Here is a 15,347-nt window from a genome sequence, read left to right as displayed (position 1 = left end):
GTTCCCCATTCCGGAACGCCTGTCGAGCGTTGGCCGAGGTGGCGGATCGGGGCGGCTGGCTGGCCTTCCCTCAGCGCATGACGAGTTCCTGGACCAGCACCTGACGGATCTTCATCGCGCCGAGTTCCTTCGCGGCGGTGCGCATCACCGCGTCCTTGACGTAGAAGGCGCCGTTGCGCCCGCGCAGTTCGCCGGGGTCGGTTTCCAGCATGACGTTGGTCATCGCGCTGGCGATGCGCGGCCCGTAGCTCTCCACCGTCTTGGCTGGGGCCGTCGGCTCCATGTCGAGCACCACGCGGACCCGCAGCTCGCGCAGCCGGTCGCCGTCGCTCAGCGTGAAGATCATCGCCGGCAGGCGCGCGTAATTGGCGGCGGTCCGCAGCGTGTCCCCCACCACACGCCCGGCCTGCGCCGTGCCGGGCTTCAGCAGGAAGGCCCCGCCGGTGCCCGCCGCAGCCAGGCCGGCCATGGTGCAGAGAAGCCCGACCACCACCCGGCGGCTCAGGCGGTCGAGCGTCGAGGTGGCTGCCGTCGAGGGGCCTGCCGCAATGTTCGGCGCGTTTTGGCGGATTGTCCGGCTCATGCCGACCTCGTCGCTTTTCCCGGCACCGCAAGGGGGTGGCGCCTGTTCTTGGGTGTATGGTGGATGGGTAAAAGGAAGGCGTCAAATACAGGTATTTTATACTTTTTGGTGACAGCGCATTACAGTCAGGAACTGCGCATCTCTTCTCAGCTTCTTTGTGTTTGAAATGCGCCGGATTTCGTAGCGTATTTTCGGTAAATCACCATTGCTTGCGGCGGTTGGCCGTAGCGGATGAAGCCTCTTCCACCGGAGGGCCGGGGCGTATAATGCTGGTTTCTCAATCGGATTGCCGTTTCCGCCGTGGGGGCGGCCTCCGGACGTGATCGTCGCGAAGGGCAAGAGCGGGAAGACAAGGACATCGCCATGGACGAGACCAGGAACCAACCGCCGGCCAGTCACGCGCCCGCCAGCCATCCGCCCGCGTCGGCCATCACCGAATGGACCGACACCTATTTCAAGCGGACCAAGGAGGCGGTCGGGAAATTCGGTGACAAGAAGGTCACCTACGCCATCTTCATGCGCCGCCCGGTGGTCTGCGCGCCGCGACTCGCCATCGAATGGCTGGAGGCGGTTGCGCGGGAACGCGGGTTCGACCTCGACATCGTCCTGAACTATCCGGAAGGAAAATGGGTCGGTGCGGGCGAGCCGATCCTCTACATCACCGGCTCCTTCTACCATCTGGTCGACACCGAGACGATCATTCTCCAGAAGCTCGGCCCCGCCTGCGTCGGCGCCTACAACGCCTTCACCATGTGCGCCGACCTGCCGAAGACCGCCTTCCTCGCCATGGAGGCGCGCCACTGCGCCGGCACGGAGATGGAGGAGATGATGGCCTACGCCGCCTCGGTCGGGTCGGACCGGGCGAAGCGCAAGGTCGGCGCCAAGGGCTTCATCGGCAACGCCACGGACGCCACCGCCCATTTCTTCGGCCAGAAGAAGGGCATGGGCACGATGCCGCACGCGCTGATCGGCTACGCCGGATCGACCGTGCGGGCAGCGGAGATGTTCCACGAGACCTTCCCCGAACTGCCTCTGACCGTCCTGGTCGATTACTTCGGGCGTGAGGTGACCGACGCGATGGAGGTCTGCCGCCGCTTCCCCGGCCTCGCCGCGCAGGGCAAGCTGGCGGTGCGGCTCGACACGCCGGGCGGGCGCTTCCTGGAAGGGCTGGACCCGCCGGGCTCCTACGCGGTGCTGGAGCGGCACGCCCCCCATTCCATCCGCGGCTATCGCGACGAGACGCAGCTCCGCTACCTGATCGGCACCGGCGTGTCGGCGGCGGCGATCCATTTCATGCGCGAGAAGCTGGACGAGGCCGGTTTCCCGGCGGTGAAAATCGTCGCCAGCTCCGGCTTCGGCCCGGCGAAGTGCCGCCTGATGGCGGAGGCCAACGCCCCTGTCGACATCATCGGCACCGGCAGCTATCTGCCCGAGCGCTGGACCGAGACCTACGCCACCGCCGACATCATCGAATATGACGGAGAGAAGCGCGTGAAGGTCGGCCGCGAGTTCCTGTTCCGGAAATAGCATCGTCGTTCAGCACGAAGAAAGCCCCTCCGCCGGCCACGCCGCGGAGGGGCTTTTGCGTTCAGCGGGTCAGCACCATCACCAGCCGTTCGACCGGCGTGTCGTTGACGAGGTGCGAATCGACGATCTCGTCGATGTCGGCGGGCGTTTCCGGGCGGTACCACAGGCCCTCCGGATAGACCACCATCAGCGGCCCGGCGGAGCAGAAGCCGAGGCAGCCGGTCCAGGCCATGCCGACGTCCAACAACCCCTTGGCCTGGATGCGCTGGCCGAGCTGTTCCCACAGCGGGTGGGCATTCTTCGCCGCACAGCTCCCGCGCGGGTGACCGGGCGGGCGTTGCTGGGAGCAACAGAAAACGTGGTGGCGGAACACCGGAGGAAGATCGAGGGACATCACAGGCTCCATAGGCCATAATTTAATTATGGTTATAGAGCTTGCTGCGGTGCAGCGCCACCGTTTAAAACGATTCCAATATGTCAGGCATCCTCAGCCAGCCGCAAGCCGGTGAAGGACAGGCGGGACTCCGGCCGCAGGTAATGCCGGGTCGTCGGGTTGGCATGGTCGAAGGGGGTGACGCAGCTGCCGCCCCGCAACACCATGCGGTTGATCATGAAGCGGCCATGAACGGCCTCGTCCACCCCGTCCGGTAGACGGTAGCCGGGATAGGGGGCGAAGGGGCTGCGCGTCCATTCCCAAACGTCGCCGAACAATTGCCACGGGCCGTCGCCGTGGCAGGTGCTGGGGCGCGGGTGGCGGTTGCCGGTGCCCAGCAGGTTGCCCATGCTGTCGCAGCGGGACGCCAGGGCCTCCCACTCGGCTTCCTCGGGCAGACGCTTGCCGGCCCAGCGGGCGAAGGCGTCGGCCTCGAACCAACTGACATGGCAGACCGGCTCGGCGGGATCGAGCGGGCGCATGCCGTAGAGGGTGAAGATCTGCCACGCGCCGTCGCGCCATTCCCAGTAAAGCGGGGCCTGCCACCCCTCGGTCTGCACCGCCTCCCAGCCATCGGCGAGCCAGAGCGCGCGTTTCGCGTAGCCCCCATCCTCGATGAAGTCCCGGAAGGCGCCGCAGGACACCGGCAGGGCGGCGAGGCGGAAGGGTTCAAGATGGGTGCGGTGGCGCGGCCCCTCATGGTCGAAGCCAGCCCCGGCATTGGTCAACCCGATCTCGACGATGCCGCCTTCATGCTCGATCCAGCGTTCCAGCTGCGGCGGAGTCGGAACCGCCTGTGGCGGCTGGTCGTAGGCGGGGCGCAGCGGGTTGCTCCAGAAGGCGTGCTTGATGTGGGTCAGCAGCCGTTCCTGGTGGCGCCGCTCATGCGTGATGCCGACGATCACGCGGTCGGCGATTTCCGGCAGGTCGGCCTCGTCGGCTTGGTTCAGCAGGTGCAGCACCGCGGCGTTCACATGGTCGCGGTAGCGCATCACCTCCGCCGCGTTGGGCCGGGAGAGCAGGCGCAGGGTGGGGGAGGGAAGCTGGTGGCTGCCGAACCGGTCGTCGCGGGCGGCGAACAACGTCAGGAAGGCCGGGTCGAAGGGACGGTAACCGGGATTGCAGGGCACCAGGACGGTGGTTTCGAACAGCCACGTCGTGTGGGCGAGGTGCCATTTGGCCGGCGCGCCGTCGGCCACCGATTGGACCATCAAGTCCTCGGGCGACAAGGGCGCCGCGAGTTCGGCGGTGCGGGCGCGGATCTTCTGGAAACGGGTGGAGAGAGTTTGGCGAAGAGCGTCGCCGGACGGCTGGGCGTGCGTGGCGAGATGGGTGTCGGGCACGGGGGAACCTCCCTGCGGGAGCGGGTTTTCCGCGGCGGGAACGGCGCGGGAACGCGCCCGGACCCCGCCGGAGAAACAACAGGCCCATTGTGCCGCATGGTCCAACCATCCTGGGTGGCGCATCGGAGGGGGGCTTTCTCCGAATTCGCGCATCACAGCCACGGTGGGACTGTGGTCAGGCGTCCACCACCAGATGCGGACGGAAGGCGCCTTCGAGCGTCAGAAGAAGGCGCAGATACACGGCAACGCGCCGCGATGTCGTCGTCCGCTGCTCCAGGCAATCGCGGAGCTGATTGGCGAGAGCCACATTCTCCGCCGTCTGCCCGGGCGGAAGCGCCGGGTACGTCGGCGCCGCCATGCCGACGATGTGGTCATGGTCGACCGACTGGGCCGCGACGGCTTTCTCGAGAAGCGCCGCCGCGATGCGTTCGATGTCCTCATCCGCCGGCGGCGGCTGGGCGAGGTTGGGGGCGAGGTGCGGCGGCGGACGGCGGGTGGCGAGCTGCGCGCGCAGATTCTGCTTGATGCGCGCCCGCTGCCCGGCGTTCAGCGTGTCCAGCTCATCGATCTCGTCGAACAGCAGGTCGTAGAGGCGCCGCCGCTTGTGGTTGGCCTCGTCCTGGTCGCGGCGCTCCTGCTGCTCGCGCTCCTGCTGTTGCAGGTCCTGCCGATTCTGCCGCCGTTTCCTGCGGTCGGTCGCGCTGCCGGTGCGCTCCACCACGCCGGCCGAGCGGATCAGAGGCTCTGGGCGTCCGATCGAACCGTCGGTCATGGCGACCTCCACCGAAAGTGGCTGGGACTGTTCAGTCTACCAACGGTCGCGATTCTGTCAAGGTGACGCTTTGGCCTGCGGCGGAGGCCCCGTTTCAGGTGAGCGTTGCTCACCCGAACACGCGGCGTACTCGTTTGTCAGGGACTGGCTCGGGCTCGACAGTGGGGCATCCCAAACGCAGGACAAAAGGACCGCGCCATGTCCCTGACGACCAAACACGCCGACCCCGCCAATCCCGTGCTGTGCGTCACCGCCGGGGGGATCGCCACCCTCACCCTGAACCGCCCCGCCAAGCTGAACGCCATCAGCACGGCGCTGGCCGCCGCCATGCTCGACACACTGGACGCGCTGGAGGCCGACGCGGCGGTGCGGGCCATCATCGTCACCGGCGCCGGGGAGCGGGCCTTCTCCGCCGGGGCGGACATTGCGGAGTTCACCCCGGCCGTCCGGCGGGGACCGGAGGCGGCGGTGCGCGCCTTCCGGCCCGGACAGACGCTGTGCGCGCGCATCGAGTCCTTCCCCAAGCCCATCATCGCCGCGGTCAACGGCATCTGCTACGGCGGCGGCTGCGAGATCCTGGAGGCGGCGCACCTCGCCGTGGCCAGCGAGCGGGCGAGTTTCTCCAAGGCGGAGATCAAGCTCGGCATGATGCCGACCTTCGGCGGGACGCAGCGGCTTCCCCGCAACGCCGGGCGCAAGCGGGCCCTGGAATGGCTGCTGACCGGCGACGCCTTCCCGCCGGCGACGGCGCTGGCGGTGGGGCTGGTCAATCAGGTGGTGGCCCACGACGCGCTGCTGCCCGCGGCCTTCGAACTGGCCGGGCGGATCGTCCGGCATTCCCCGGCGGCGGTGTCCGGCATCCTGGGGGCGGTGACCCGCGGGCTGAACATGACCATCGGCGAAGGGCTGGCGGTGGAGACCGAGCGCTTCGCCCGGCTGGCACCGGGGGCCGACCTGCGCGACGGGCTGGAGGCGTGGCTGGCGCGCTGAATCACGCTCCTTGCGGGGGATCGTCCGGCATTTCGGTTTGCGCGGGGGCGTGCCGGTGTGCAGGATGCGGGGGTGGATGTGGACCGCTCCGCCCCCTATCTTCCGGGGCCGGGGCTTTTTGGCGTAGATGGCATGAGCGACGAGAACACCCTGTCCGAGAGCGGCGAATCCCTGGAAAACCGGCGCAAGCGGCTGCGCTTCCGGTCGTGGCACCGCGGCATGCGCGAGATGGACCTGCTGATCGGCAGCTTCGCCGACGCCCATGTCCCGGACTTCGACCATGCGCAGCTCGACCGCTACGAGGCGCTGCTCGAACTCAGCGACCCCGACCTCTACAACTGGTACGCCGGGCGCGAGCCGCTGCCCGCCGAGCATGACACCGACGTCATGCAGCTGTTGACCAAGTTCCGCTACACGCCCCGTCAGGGGTCCTGAGGCCCGATCCTTGCCCAGCTTCGAACAGTTGCAGCCGGGACGCTCCGGCCGCCTTCTGGTCGGCGGCGCCCCCGCCGGTCATGACGCCCGCGTCCTCGCCGACCTCGCCAAGCGGGCGGGGAGCGCCGGACTTCTCCACGTCGCGCTCGACGACACCCGCGCCGCCCAGCTGGCGGAGGCGCTGGCCTTCTTCGCGCCGTCGCTGGAGGTGCAGGTCTTCCCGGCCTGGGACTGCCTGCCCTACGACCGGGTGTCGCCCAACGGCGGCATCGTGGCGAAGCGCATCGACACGCTGACCCGCCTGCTGGCGCGCAAGGCGGACGCGGCTCCGCTGGTCGTGCTGACCACCGTCAACGCCATGGTGCAGAAGGTGCCGCCCCGCGCCGCCTTCCGCGACGCGGTGTTCTCGGCGAAGCTGCGCGACCGGATCGACCTGGAGAAGCTGCAGCGCTATCTGGCCGGCAACGGCTACACCCGGGCCCAGACGGTGCGCGAGCCGGGCGAGTTCGCCGTGCGCGGCGGCATCGTGGACCTGTTCCCGCCGGGCACCGACGAGCCGCTGCGCCTCGACCTGTTCGGCGACGAGCTGGAGGCCGTGCGCAGCTTCGATCCCATGTCGCAGCGCACCACCGACAAGCGCGACGGCATCGACCTGAAGCCGATGTCGGAGGTGTTCCTGGACGAGGCGGGGATCGCCCGCTTCCGCTCCGGCTACCGCGAGCTGTTCGGCGCCGTCACCGACGACGACCCGCTCTACGAGGCGATCAGCGCCGGGCGCAAGTACGGCGGCATGGAGCACTGGCTGCCGCTGTTCCACGAGACGATGGAATCGCTGCTGGCCTACATGCCCAAGGCCATCCTGTCGCTGGATCATCAGGCGACGGAGGCGCGCGATTCGCGGATCGCTCAGGTGGTGGACTTCCACGCCTCCCGCGAGAGCATGATCGTCATCGAGAAGCGGACGGGCTCGCCGGTCTACAAGCCGGTTCCGGTCGGCATGATGTTCCTTGACGCCCAGGCCTGGGACGACCTGTTCGCCGCCCACGCGGTGGCGCAGCTCCAGCCCTTCGGCACGCCACCCGGTATCAAGGGCACGCTGGACGCTGGTGGGCGCCGCGGCCACGACTTCGCCGAGGAGCGGGCGCGGCCCGACGTCAACGTCTTCGAGGCGGTGAAGGACCACATCCGGGCGCTGCGGGCCGACGGGCGGCGCGTGCTGGTGGCCGGCTATTCCGCGGGCTCCCGCGACCGTCTGATGACGGTGCTGGGCGACCACGGCATTCCAGGGCTGGAGCCGGCGGAGAGCATCGAGGACATCCGCCGCTTCGACCGCCACGTCATCGGCATGATCGTGCTGGGGATGGAGCACGGCTTCACTTCCGCCGACATGGCTGTCATCACCGAGCAGGACATCCTCGGCGACCGACTCGTCCGCCCGGCGGCGAAGAAGAAGCGCAAGGCCGCCAACTTCATCGCCGAATACACGGCGCTGGCCTCCGGCGACCTCGTGGTGCACATGGACCACGGCATCGGGCGCTACGACGGGCTGGAGACACTGGAGGTGTCCGGGGCGCCGCACGATTGCCTGCGGCTGATCTACGAGGGCGGCGACAAGCTCTACGTCCCCGTCGAGAACATCGAGGTGCTGACCCGCTACGGGTCGGAGGACGCGCACGCGCAGCTCGACAAGCTGGGCGGGGCCGGCTGGCAGGGCCGCAAGGCCCGCGTCAAGAAGCGCCTGAAGGACATGGCCGAGGCGCTTCTGAAGATCGCCGCCGAGCGCATGCTGAAGAAGGCCGATCCGGTCTACACGCCGGAGGGCGTCTATCAGGAATTCGCCGCCCGCTTCCCCTACCCGGAGACGGACGACCAGCTGAAGGTCATCGAGGAGGTCTTCACCGACCTCGGTTCGGGCCGTCCGATGGACCGGCTGGTCTGCGGCGACGTCGGTTTCGGCAAGACGGAGGTGGCTCTGCGCGCCGCCTTCCTCGTCGCCATGAGCGGCCAGCAGGTTGCCGTGGTGGTGCCGACCACGCTTCTGGCGCGCCAGCATTTCAAGACCTTCACCACCCGCTTCGCCGGTCTGCCGCTGCGCATCGTGCAACTGTCGCGCATGGTCACTGCCAAGGAGCAGACCAAGGTCAAGCAGGAGCTGACGGAGGGCACCGCCGACATCGTGATCGGCACCCACGCGCTGCTCGGAAAGGGCGTGCAGTTCAAGCAGCTCGGCATGGTCATCGTCGACGAGGAGCAGCATTTCGGCGTGAAGCAGAAGGAGCGGCTGAAGGAGCTGCGCGCCGACGTGCACGTCCTGACGCTGACCGCCACGCCGATCCCGCGCACGCTCCAGATGGCACTAAGCGGCGTTCGCGAACTCTCGCTGATCGCCACCCCGCCGGTGGACCGTCTGGCGGTGCGCACCTTCGTGCTGCCCTACGACCCCGTGGTGGTGCGCGAGGCCATCCTGCGCGAGCATTACCGGGGCGGCCAGACCTTCTACGTCTGCCCCCGCGTGGAGGACCTGCCCAAGGTCGCCGAGCGGGTGCGGGAACTGGTGCCCGAGGTCAAGATCGTCACCGCCCACGGCCAGATGCCCGCCAGCGAGCTGGAGGAGGTGATGACCGCCTTCGACGAGGGCAAGTTCGAGGTGCTGCTCGCCACCAACATTATTGAGAGCGGCATCGACATCCCCAACGCCAACACGCTGATCGTGCACCGGGCGGACATGTTCGGTCTGGCCCAGCTCTACCAGATCCGCGGGCGCGTCGGCCGGTCGAAGGTGCGCGGCTACGCTTACCTCACCTACGCGCCGAACAAGCCGCTGACCGGCACGGCGCAGCAGCGGCTGCACGTCATCGAGACGCTGGACAGCCTGGGCGCCGGTTTCCAGCTGGCCAGCCACGACATGGACATCCGCGGCGCCGGCAATCTGCTGGGCGAGGAGCAGTCGGGCCACGTCAAGGAGGTCGGCGTCGAGCTGTACCAGCACATGCTGGAGGAGGCCGTCGCCAACGCCCGCGCCAACATGGACGGGCAGGTGCCGAGCGGGGCTGAGGACCAGCCCTGGACCCCGCAGATCAACCTGGGCACCCCGGTCCTGATCCCGGAGGAGTATGTCCCCGACCTGACGGTGCGCCTGTCGCTCTACCGCCGCATCGCCGATCTGGTGGACCGGGCGGAGATCGACGGCTTCGCGGCGGAGCTGATCGACCGCTTCGGCAAGCTGCCGGGCGAGGTGGAAAACCTGCTCGACGTCGTCACCATCAAGCAGCTCTGCCGTCAGGCGGGGGTGGAGCGAGTGGACGCCGGGCCGAAGGGCGCCGTGTTGACCTTCCGCAACAACAGCTACGCCGAGCCGGCCAAGCTGCTGACCTACATCAGCCAGCAGATCAGCCTGATGAAGCTGCGGCCCGACCACAAGCTGGTCTACACCCGCGAATGGGCCGACGAGCCTCAGCGGGTGCGCGGCGTCAACCGGCTGATGAGCGATCTCGCCCAGATGGCCGGCGGCGGCGCCGTGCCGAAGGGCGAGGCGCCTCCTCCGCCGCCGCCCCCGCCTCCGCCGCGTCCCAGCGCGCTGAAGGCCGGGTCCAAGTTCGGGCGGAACATCCCCTCGCGTCCCTTCGGGCGGCGCTGAGGCGATGAAAAAGGATGGGGGGCTGGCGAAGGCCCTGGCGCTCGGCGGCGACCGTCGCGCATTCGGCAACATTCCTACGGTGGCGGAGGCGGTGGCCGCCGACCCCGCCCGTCTGCCGGAACTGGTGGCCTGCCTGTTCGACGGCGATGCCGGGGTGCGGATGCGCGCCGCCGACGCCTTGGACCGGGTGTCGCGCGGCGACGCCCGCCCGTTGGACGCCTTCGCCGAACGGCTGCTGACCGAGGCGGCGGCCATCGAGCAGGCCGAGGTGCGCTGGCATCTGGCGGCGATCCTGCCGCGCCTGACCCTGACGGACGAGCAGCGCGAGCGGGTGGTGGCGCTTCTGGAGGGCTGGTTCGAGAACCGGGCCAGCCGGATCGTGCAGAGCGCCGCTCTTCAGGCCATGGTCGATCTGGCGGCGGACGATCCGGAGCTTCGCCCGGTCGCGGCGGACATGCTGGGCCGGGCCATGCGCTCGCGCATCCCGTCGCTGGCCGCGAGGGCCAAGCGCATCCTCAAGCCGTTCGAGGTGGACCGCGCGACGCTGGACGCCGCCCTGCTGCCGGAGACCAAGCCGCTGACCCTGTCGGTGCTGCCCGACCGGCTGGCGGTGGCGCGGCTGGCGCCGGGGGACGGGATGCCGATGTGGCTCGACTGGACCGACCCGCTGGTCAGCGCCACCCGCACGGGGGAGGAGCTGTCGATCCTCTGCCGCGAATCCCGCGTGCCGGACGGGGTGACGGCGGAACGTGGCTGGCGCGCCTTCAAGGTGGAGGGGCCGCTGGACTTCTCACTGTTCGGCGTGCTGGCGCGCATCGCCGTGCCGCTGGCCCAGGCGCGGGTGCCGATCTTCGCCATGTCCACCTACGACACCGATTACGTGCTGGTGCGCGACGAAGACGTGGAGCGCGCGGCCGACGCGCTGAAGCGCGTCTGCACCGTCGTGGCGCCCTCTTGACCGTTACGCCTGCGGGGCCTTCTCCGCTTCGACGGCGGCGAGCACGCCCATCTCCTCCAACTGCGTGACGGCGCCGGTCAGGCTGGTGGCGACGCGGTCGGCGGCGGTCTGGGAGATGGCGTGCTCCGGCGCCTCGGCTTCGGGGTGGGCGCTCCACAGGCAGAGCAGGATCGGCACGTTCGGGCCGAAATGCAGGCGCAACCGACGCACCAGCCGGCGTGCGTGGGAGAGGGCGGACGGATTCAGATAGGACAGGACCACCGCCGACACGCCGGTCGGGGCCAGCGCGGCGATGGAGCGGACGGACACCTTCTCGCACGGGATCACGTCGGCGCGCAGCCCGCGCGGGCGCAGCAAATGGCCGAGCAGTGCCGCCGCCGCCTCGTCCAGGTCGTTGCGGGCGCCGATGCACAGGACCAGCGGCGTGTCCTCCGCGGCGGGCGGGGAGGCTTCCATCATCTCGTCCAGCAGCGCCGTCATGCCCTCCGCCACCGCCTGCCGTCCCTCCGGGTTCAGGCGGTTGCGCTGGCGGTCCTGCTCGGCCAGCGACAAGGTGGGGATCAGCAGTCCGTGCCCGGCCTCCGCCAGCCCGTCCTTGCTCATCTTCTCCTCGGCGATCTCCATGGCCTCGATGGGGTCGCGGGCGAGCAGGCGCTGGTACAGCTTGGCCTCGTCGGGCAGAACCGGGCGGTCGCCCAGCATCACCTCCAAGAAATGAAGCTGCGGCACGTGCCGCCCCAGCACGACGAGGCAGACGGTCAGTGGCGTCGCCAGCAGCAAGCCGACCGGTCCCCACAGTGTGGTCCAGAACACCGCCGCGACGATGATCGCCAGCGACGACAGACCGGTGGCGGAGCCGTAGAGCCAGGGCTCCACCACATTGTTGGAAAACAGCTCTACCGCCACGAAGAGGGCAATGCAGAGCAGCGGCAGGGTCCATCCCGCATCGACCGCGAAGGACAGCAGGATTGGGAAGGCCGCGGCGATCGCCGGTCCCAGGAAGGGGATGAAGCGCAGCACCGTCGCCAGCATCCCCCACAAGAGCGGGTTGGGCACGCCGAGCAGCCACAGCCCGATCCCGATGGGCAGGCCGTAGGTCACGTTGACGACGCACTGCATCAGCAGATAGCGGCTGACCCGCTCGCCCGCGTCGTTCATCGCCTCCGTCGTTCGGCTGAGGTCGCCGGACCCCGCCAGCCGGATCAGCCGGTCGCGCAAATCCTCGCGCTGCAACAGCATGAAGATGGTGAAGACCAGCACCATGCCCGCCGTGGCGACCGGCGCCATGGCCGGCCCCAGCACGTCGCTGATGATGGTCAGCGCGTCGGACCCGTCCTGCTCGATCCGCACCGGCACCGGTTCCCGCGCGGCGCCGGGGCGGGCAGGGCACTGGCCGGTGCGGTGGCGGCGGGCGGGGTCTCCCCGGTCACCTGCTCCAGCCCCTGCTTCAGGTCGCGGAAGGCTTCGGTGGCCTGCTGGACCACCCCGCCGCTGCCCGCCGACGTGGCGCGGGAGCGCAGCGAGTCCAGCTTGGCGTGCACATTCTGCTGATAGCTGGGCAGGTTGTTGGCGAGGTCCGCGATCTGCCCTCCGACCACCATGCCGAAGCCGGCGATGCCTGCGAAGACCAGCACCACCACGGCCAGCACCGACGGCACCCGTCCCAGACGCAGCCGCTCCAGCCGGCTGACGATGGGCGCCAGGACGAAGGTCAGCAGCACCGCCAAAGCGATGGGGACCAGGATGTCGCTTCCCAGATACAAGGTCGCCACCACCAGCGCAGTGACCAGCAGCGTCGTCTGGGTGGAGGCGGGCGGGGCGGCCTTCGGCACCGGAATGGGGCGGGCCTGCAACCGGCGGGCGGTGTCTTCGGCCATGATCGGCGGAGCCTCGGGGGAGAGTTGAGAGTGTGCAGAACACGGCTGGACGCGGCGCGTTCCGGCGCGTCGGGCGCGATCGCCGCAAGACACCGTGACGATTGCGGTCGACGGCCTGTTTAAACCCGCGTGGTTATCTCGTCAGAAGGAGGGGGCTATGCGTAAGGTTGCTGTTCCGGTCCTGTCGGCGGTCGCGCTTTTGGCTTTGGGAGGCTGCGCCGAGACGTCGAGCTGGTTTGGTGGGGGAAGCGATCAGGCATCCCGCCCGATGTCCGAGCAATCGCTCCAGACCGCCTCGCGGATCGAGCCGCAGGCCATGCTGGGCAAGTCGGTCGTCGCCTATGACGGGCAGAAGGTGGGGCAGGTCGAGGACGTGCTGTTCAACCGCAGCAACCGCCCGAGCCAACTGGTGGTCTCCACCGGCGGCATCATGGGCATCGGCGGGCGCAACGTGGCGCTGGACATCGACAACGTCCGCTACAACCAGCAGCAGGACGCCATTGTGGCGACCCAGTTGACCAAGGACCAGTTCGCCAACCTGCCGGAGTTCCAGTATGGCGGGAACATGATCTCGCTCAGCCGCCAGAAGACCCCGCACTGAGCGGAGTCAGTCCTCCGGCTTGCCGGAGCGCAGACGCTTGATGTCGGACCGCTGACCCTTGGCCTCCAGGCGACGCTTCTTGGAGCCGAGGGTCGGCTTGGTCGGGCGGCGGCTCTTCGGGACCACCGTCGCGTCGCGGATCAGGTCGATCAGCCGCTCCCGCACGTCCTCGCGGTTGCGCAGTTGGCTGCGGTAAGTGTCGCCGACGATGATCAGCACGCCCGCCGCGGTCATGCGCGAGCCGGCCAGCCGGACCAGCCGGGCCTTCACGTCGTCGGGGATGTTCGGCGAGGCCGCCACGTCGAAGCGCAATTGCACCGCGCTGTCCGTCTTGTTGACGTGCTGGCCGCCCGGGCCGGAGGCGCGGATGAAGCTCTCCTGAAGTTCGCTCTCGTCCAGGCTGATGCGCGGGGTGACCCGGATCATCATTAAAATTCCACGATCATCAATCGGCCGCCGCCGTCACGCCTTCCTGCTCCTCTACCCCGAGGTCGAGAAGCGGGAGGAAGCTGGCGGGCTCCTGCGCGCCGGACAGCGCGTAACGCCGGTTGAAGATGTAGCAGGGCACCGCCTGAAGGCCGAGCTGTCGCGCCGTGGCGTCGGCGTTGAAAACCGCCGTGGTCTCCGCATCGCCATTCAGTAGATTTTTGATCTCCGTGAAATCGAAGCCCAGGCCGGCGGCGGTCGCGGCCAGCGTGTCGCGGTCGCCGATGTCCAGCCCGTCCACGAAATAGGCGTGGAACAGCGCGTCGGCCATCCGGTCGCCCAGCCCGTGGCGGGCGGCGATGCGGATCAGCCGGTGCCCGTCGAAGCTGTTGGGCGTGCGCCGGATGCGGTCGAGCCGCAGCGGCAGGCCGTCGCGCTCCGCCGTTTCCTCGACCACCAGATGGATCTGCCGCGCCCGCTCCGTGCCGCCGAACTTGGCCGCCAGATAGGCGCTGCGCTCCATCCCGCCCGGCGCCATGTCCGGGTTGAGCTGGAACGGCTGCCAGCGCAATTCCACCTGGACGCGGGGGCGATCGGCCAGCGCGCGGGCAAGCCGCCGCTTTCCGATGTAGCACCAGGGGCAGATCAGGTCGGCGTAGGTTTCGATCAGCATAGGCCCACTATCCCCCATTCCCACCCCGCCGCGCAACCGCCCTGCCCGTGGAGCGCCCTCCCGCGTTCGGCCAACCGCCTTTGCAACCCTTTGTTAACCCTTGCCGCCGGAGAGTCGCCCTGTTGCGCGGATGAGCGTCCGCGGCGGTGGGAGGCGTGTGGCGATGGCGAATTCCTATGTGGACGGCAAGGTGCGCGACGCGCTGGTGGCGGCCAAGGGGAGCCGGGCGACCGCGCAAAAACTACTGATGACCTGGGCGGTCGAGGACCCGCAACTCCTGCTGGGCATCTCACAGCCCTTCCTGAAGGCCATCGCCGCGGCGGCGATCGAGCGGGGCGTCCGCCCGTCGGCGCCCAGCCGGTCTGCGCCCGCGCAGCCGGGCCGGTCCCGTGGTTCCGCGGATTCGGCGCTGAGCAAGGAGGCGCTGGCCGACGTGCTGAGCCGCCTCGGCCGCGACCCCGGTGAGGACGCACCGGCGCCGCGCGGCCGCGCCGGTTCACCCGCTCCGGTCAAGTCCGCCACCATGGTGGTTCCCGCCAGCAAGGGCGGTCAGGGCGGCGTCACCCACGAGAAGGCGATGATGACCCTCGCCAAGGCTTTCGTAGCGAAGAAGATGCGCTGAGGAGAGGCCCCAGGCTTATTGCTCCGCCGCGGTCATCATCCGTTCGATCCAGCCCGGCTGCCGCGGTTCCGGCCGGATGTCCGGCGGCGGGCTCGCCAGTGCGGTGTGGCCGTTGCGGTGCGGGTCGGGGATGTGGTGGCAATCCACGTCGGCCAGAGTCTTGTAGCAATAGAGGCGGGAGCGGTCGACGTAGACCTTCTCCGGGCAATACTGTCCGGTTTCCGAGAAGGACACGGACGAGCAGTCGCGCCCGGTCGCCGCGGACACCACATGATCGCCGAGCGTCTTCTTGGTGCTGGTGACGGAGGCCAGATCGGCGCCGAGGCTGGCGACCATCATCGGCCCGCTGCAGGCGCCCAGAGGAAGGGCCACCAGCGCCAGCACCGCGATTGACTGAGCGAGCTTCATCACCCCTTGCACCCCGTCCCGTGTTCGAGTCCGATTCCAGGCGAACCTCATTAAGAAGCCGT

Annotated in this window: 16 protein-coding genes; 7 read left to right on the top strand and 9 right to left on the bottom strand. The window is 69.0% G+C overall.

The window, feature by feature from the left end; translation table 11 throughout:
• Nucleotides 1–70: 70 nt before the first annotated feature.
• The gene (locus tag ACWPXE_RS15335) at nucleotides 71–583 is read right to left on the bottom strand and encodes a flagellar basal body-associated FliL family protein (protein WP_454018513.1); all 513 of its coding nucleotides are present in this window, start codon (nucleotides 581–583) and stop codon (nucleotides 71–73) included.
• Nucleotides 584–946: 363 nt separating this feature from the next.
• Between ACWPXE_RS15335 and ACWPXE_RS15330 the strand changes: the two genes are divergently transcribed.
• Nucleotides 947–2,110, top strand: a complete 1,164-nt coding sequence (locus ACWPXE_RS15330) for a nicotinate phosphoribosyltransferase (protein ID WP_145625986.1) — start codon at nucleotides 947–949, stop codon at nucleotides 2,108–2,110.
• Between the two features lie 61 nt (nucleotides 2,111–2,171).
• Here ACWPXE_RS15330 and ACWPXE_RS15325 read toward each other — a convergent pair whose 3' ends face one another.
• The 3 genes from ACWPXE_RS15325 to ACWPXE_RS15315 all read right to left on the bottom strand — a co-directional run bounded on the left by ACWPXE_RS15325 (nucleotide 2,172) and on the right by ACWPXE_RS15315 (nucleotide 4,658).
• Nucleotides 2,172–2,504, bottom strand: a complete 333-nt coding sequence (locus ACWPXE_RS15325; protein ID WP_237903438.1) for a (2Fe-2S) ferredoxin domain-containing protein — start codon at nucleotides 2,502–2,504, stop codon at nucleotides 2,172–2,174.
• Between the two features lie 83 nt (nucleotides 2,505–2,587).
• Nucleotides 2,588–3,886, bottom strand: coding sequence for an ergothioneine biosynthesis protein EgtB (gene egtB / locus ACWPXE_RS15320; RefSeq protein WP_454018512.1), 1,299 nt, complete (start codon nucleotides 3,884–3,886; stop codon nucleotides 2,588–2,590).
• A 175-nt stretch (nucleotides 3,887–4,061) separates the two neighbouring features.
• Nucleotides 4,062–4,658, bottom strand: coding sequence for a hypothetical protein (locus tag ACWPXE_RS15315; RefSeq protein ID WP_454018511.1), 597 nt, complete (start codon nucleotides 4,656–4,658; stop codon nucleotides 4,062–4,064).
• A gap of 198 nt (nucleotides 4,659–4,856) precedes the next feature.
• Here ACWPXE_RS15315 and ACWPXE_RS15310 point away from each other — a divergent pair, with 198 nt between their 5' ends.
• From ACWPXE_RS15310 to ACWPXE_RS15295, 4 genes are all read left to right on the top strand, one after another.
• On the top strand, nucleotides 4,857–5,648 hold the full coding sequence (locus ACWPXE_RS15310) for a crotonase/enoyl-CoA hydratase family protein (protein WP_454018510.1): 792 nt from the start codon (nucleotides 4,857–4,859) through the stop codon (nucleotides 5,646–5,648).
• Nucleotides 5,649–5,780: 132 nt separating this feature from the next.
• Nucleotides 5,781–6,083, top strand: a complete 303-nt coding sequence (locus ACWPXE_RS15305; RefSeq protein ID WP_038530795.1) for an FAD assembly factor SdhE — start codon at nucleotides 5,781–5,783, stop codon at nucleotides 6,081–6,083.
• A gap of 10 nt (nucleotides 6,084–6,093) precedes the next feature.
• The gene (mfd, locus tag ACWPXE_RS15300; protein WP_454018509.1) at nucleotides 6,094–9,720 is read left to right on the top strand and encodes a transcription-repair coupling factor; all 3,627 of its coding nucleotides are present in this window, start codon (nucleotides 6,094–6,096) and stop codon (nucleotides 9,718–9,720) included.
• Nucleotides 9,721–9,724: 4 nt separating this feature from the next.
• On the top strand, nucleotides 9,725–10,678 hold the full coding sequence (locus ACWPXE_RS15295; RefSeq protein ID WP_454018508.1) for an ACT domain-containing protein: 954 nt from the start codon (nucleotides 9,725–9,727) through the stop codon (nucleotides 10,676–10,678).
• 3 nt (nucleotides 10,679–10,681) lie between these two features.
• Here the strand turns inward: ACWPXE_RS15295 and ACWPXE_RS15290 are convergent, their stop codons facing one another.
• The gene (locus ACWPXE_RS15290; protein ID WP_454018507.1) at nucleotides 10,682–12,028 is read right to left on the bottom strand and encodes an AI-2E family transporter; all 1,347 of its coding nucleotides are present in this window, start codon (nucleotides 12,026–12,028) and stop codon (nucleotides 10,682–10,684) included.
• Nucleotides 11,995–12,555 carry an AI-2E family transporter gene (locus tag ACWPXE_RS15285; RefSeq protein WP_454018506.1) on the bottom strand — a complete coding sequence of 187 codons (561 nt, stop codon included), beginning with the start codon at nucleotides 12,553–12,555 and terminating at the stop codon, nucleotides 11,995–11,997. The genes ACWPXE_RS15290 and ACWPXE_RS15285 overlap by 34 nt, the downstream gene beginning before the upstream one ends.
• Nucleotides 12,556–12,712: 157 nt before the next feature.
• Between ACWPXE_RS15285 and ACWPXE_RS15280 the strand changes: the two genes are divergently transcribed.
• Nucleotides 12,713–13,156 (top strand): PRC-barrel domain-containing protein, encoded by a 444-nt coding sequence (locus ACWPXE_RS15280; protein ID WP_454018505.1) that lies wholly within the window; start codon nucleotides 12,713–12,715, stop codon nucleotides 13,154–13,156.
• A 6-nt stretch (nucleotides 13,157–13,162) separates the two neighbouring features.
• Here ACWPXE_RS15280 and arfB read toward each other — a convergent pair whose 3' ends face one another.
• Nucleotides 13,163–13,582, bottom strand: coding sequence for an alternative ribosome rescue aminoacyl-tRNA hydrolase ArfB (arfB, locus tag ACWPXE_RS15275; protein ID WP_014240675.1), 420 nt, complete (start codon nucleotides 13,580–13,582; stop codon nucleotides 13,163–13,165).
• Nucleotides 13,583–13,601: 19 nt separating this feature from the next.
• Nucleotides 13,602–14,255 (bottom strand): DsbA family oxidoreductase, encoded by a 654-nt coding sequence (locus tag ACWPXE_RS15270; protein ID WP_454018504.1) that lies wholly within the window; start codon nucleotides 14,253–14,255, stop codon nucleotides 13,602–13,604.
• Between the two features lie 163 nt (nucleotides 14,256–14,418).
• Here ACWPXE_RS15270 and ACWPXE_RS15265 point away from each other — a divergent pair, with 163 nt between their 5' ends.
• On the top strand, nucleotides 14,419–14,877 hold the full coding sequence (locus ACWPXE_RS15265) for a hypothetical protein (RefSeq protein ID WP_454018503.1): 459 nt from the start codon (nucleotides 14,419–14,421) through the stop codon (nucleotides 14,875–14,877).
• A gap of 15 nt (nucleotides 14,878–14,892) precedes the next feature.
• Here the strand turns inward: ACWPXE_RS15265 and ACWPXE_RS15260 are convergent, their stop codons facing one another.
• Entirely contained in the window at nucleotides 14,893–15,285 is a 393-nt protein-coding gene (locus tag ACWPXE_RS15260) for a hypothetical protein (protein WP_454018502.1), read from the bottom strand.
• Between the last annotated feature and the right edge of the window lie 62 nt (nucleotides 15,286–15,347).

The organism is Azospirillum sp. Marseille-Q6669 (genome assembly GCF_965111635.1).
This window is presented reverse-complemented; position numbering and strand designations above follow the sequence as displayed.

Excerpts from the sequence above, each read along its gene's own strand:
- ACWPXE_RS15270 (WP_454018504.1), bottom strand. The coding sequence starts at position 14,255 with ATGCTGATCGAAACCTACGCCGACCTGATCTGCCCCTGGTGCTACATC.
- ACWPXE_RS15315 (WP_454018511.1), bottom strand. The coding sequence starts at position 4,658 with ATGACCGACGGTTCGATCGGACGCCCAGAGCCTCTGATCCGCTCGGCC.
- ACWPXE_RS15265 (WP_454018503.1), top strand. The coding sequence starts at position 14,419 with ATGGCGAATTCCTATGTGGACGGCAAGGTGCGCGACGCGCTGGTGGCG.
- ACWPXE_RS15325 (WP_237903438.1), bottom strand. The coding sequence starts at position 2,504 with ATGTCCCTCGATCTTCCTCCGGTGTTCCGCCACCACGTTTTCTGTTGC.
- ACWPXE_RS15305 (WP_038530795.1), top strand. The coding sequence starts at position 5,781 with ATGAGCGACGAGAACACCCTGTCCGAGAGCGGCGAATCCCTGGAAAAC.
- ACWPXE_RS15295 (WP_454018508.1), top strand. The coding sequence starts at position 9,725 with ATGAAAAAGGATGGGGGGCTGGCGAAGGCCCTGGCGCTCGGCGGCGAC.
- ACWPXE_RS15260 (WP_454018502.1), bottom strand. The coding sequence starts at position 15,285 with ATGAAGCTCGCTCAGTCAATCGCGGTGCTGGCGCTGGTGGCCCTTCCT.
- ACWPXE_RS15310 (WP_454018510.1), top strand. The coding sequence starts at position 4,857 with ATGTCCCTGACGACCAAACACGCCGACCCCGCCAATCCCGTGCTGTGC.
- ACWPXE_RS15280 (WP_454018505.1), top strand. The coding sequence starts at position 12,713 with ATGCGTAAGGTTGCTGTTCCGGTCCTGTCGGCGGTCGCGCTTTTGGCT.
- arfB (WP_014240675.1), bottom strand. The coding sequence starts at position 13,582 with ATGATCCGGGTCACCCCGCGCATCAGCCTGGACGAGAGCGAACTTCAG.
- ACWPXE_RS15330 (WP_145625986.1), top strand. The coding sequence starts at position 947 with ATGGACGAGACCAGGAACCAACCGCCGGCCAGTCACGCGCCCGCCAGC.
- ACWPXE_RS15285 (WP_454018506.1), bottom strand. The coding sequence starts at position 12,555 with ATGGCCGAAGACACCGCCCGCCGGTTGCAGGCCCGCCCCATTCCGGTG.
- ACWPXE_RS15335 (WP_454018513.1), bottom strand. The coding sequence starts at position 583 with ATGAGCCGGACAATCCGCCAAAACGCGCCGAACATTGCGGCAGGCCCC.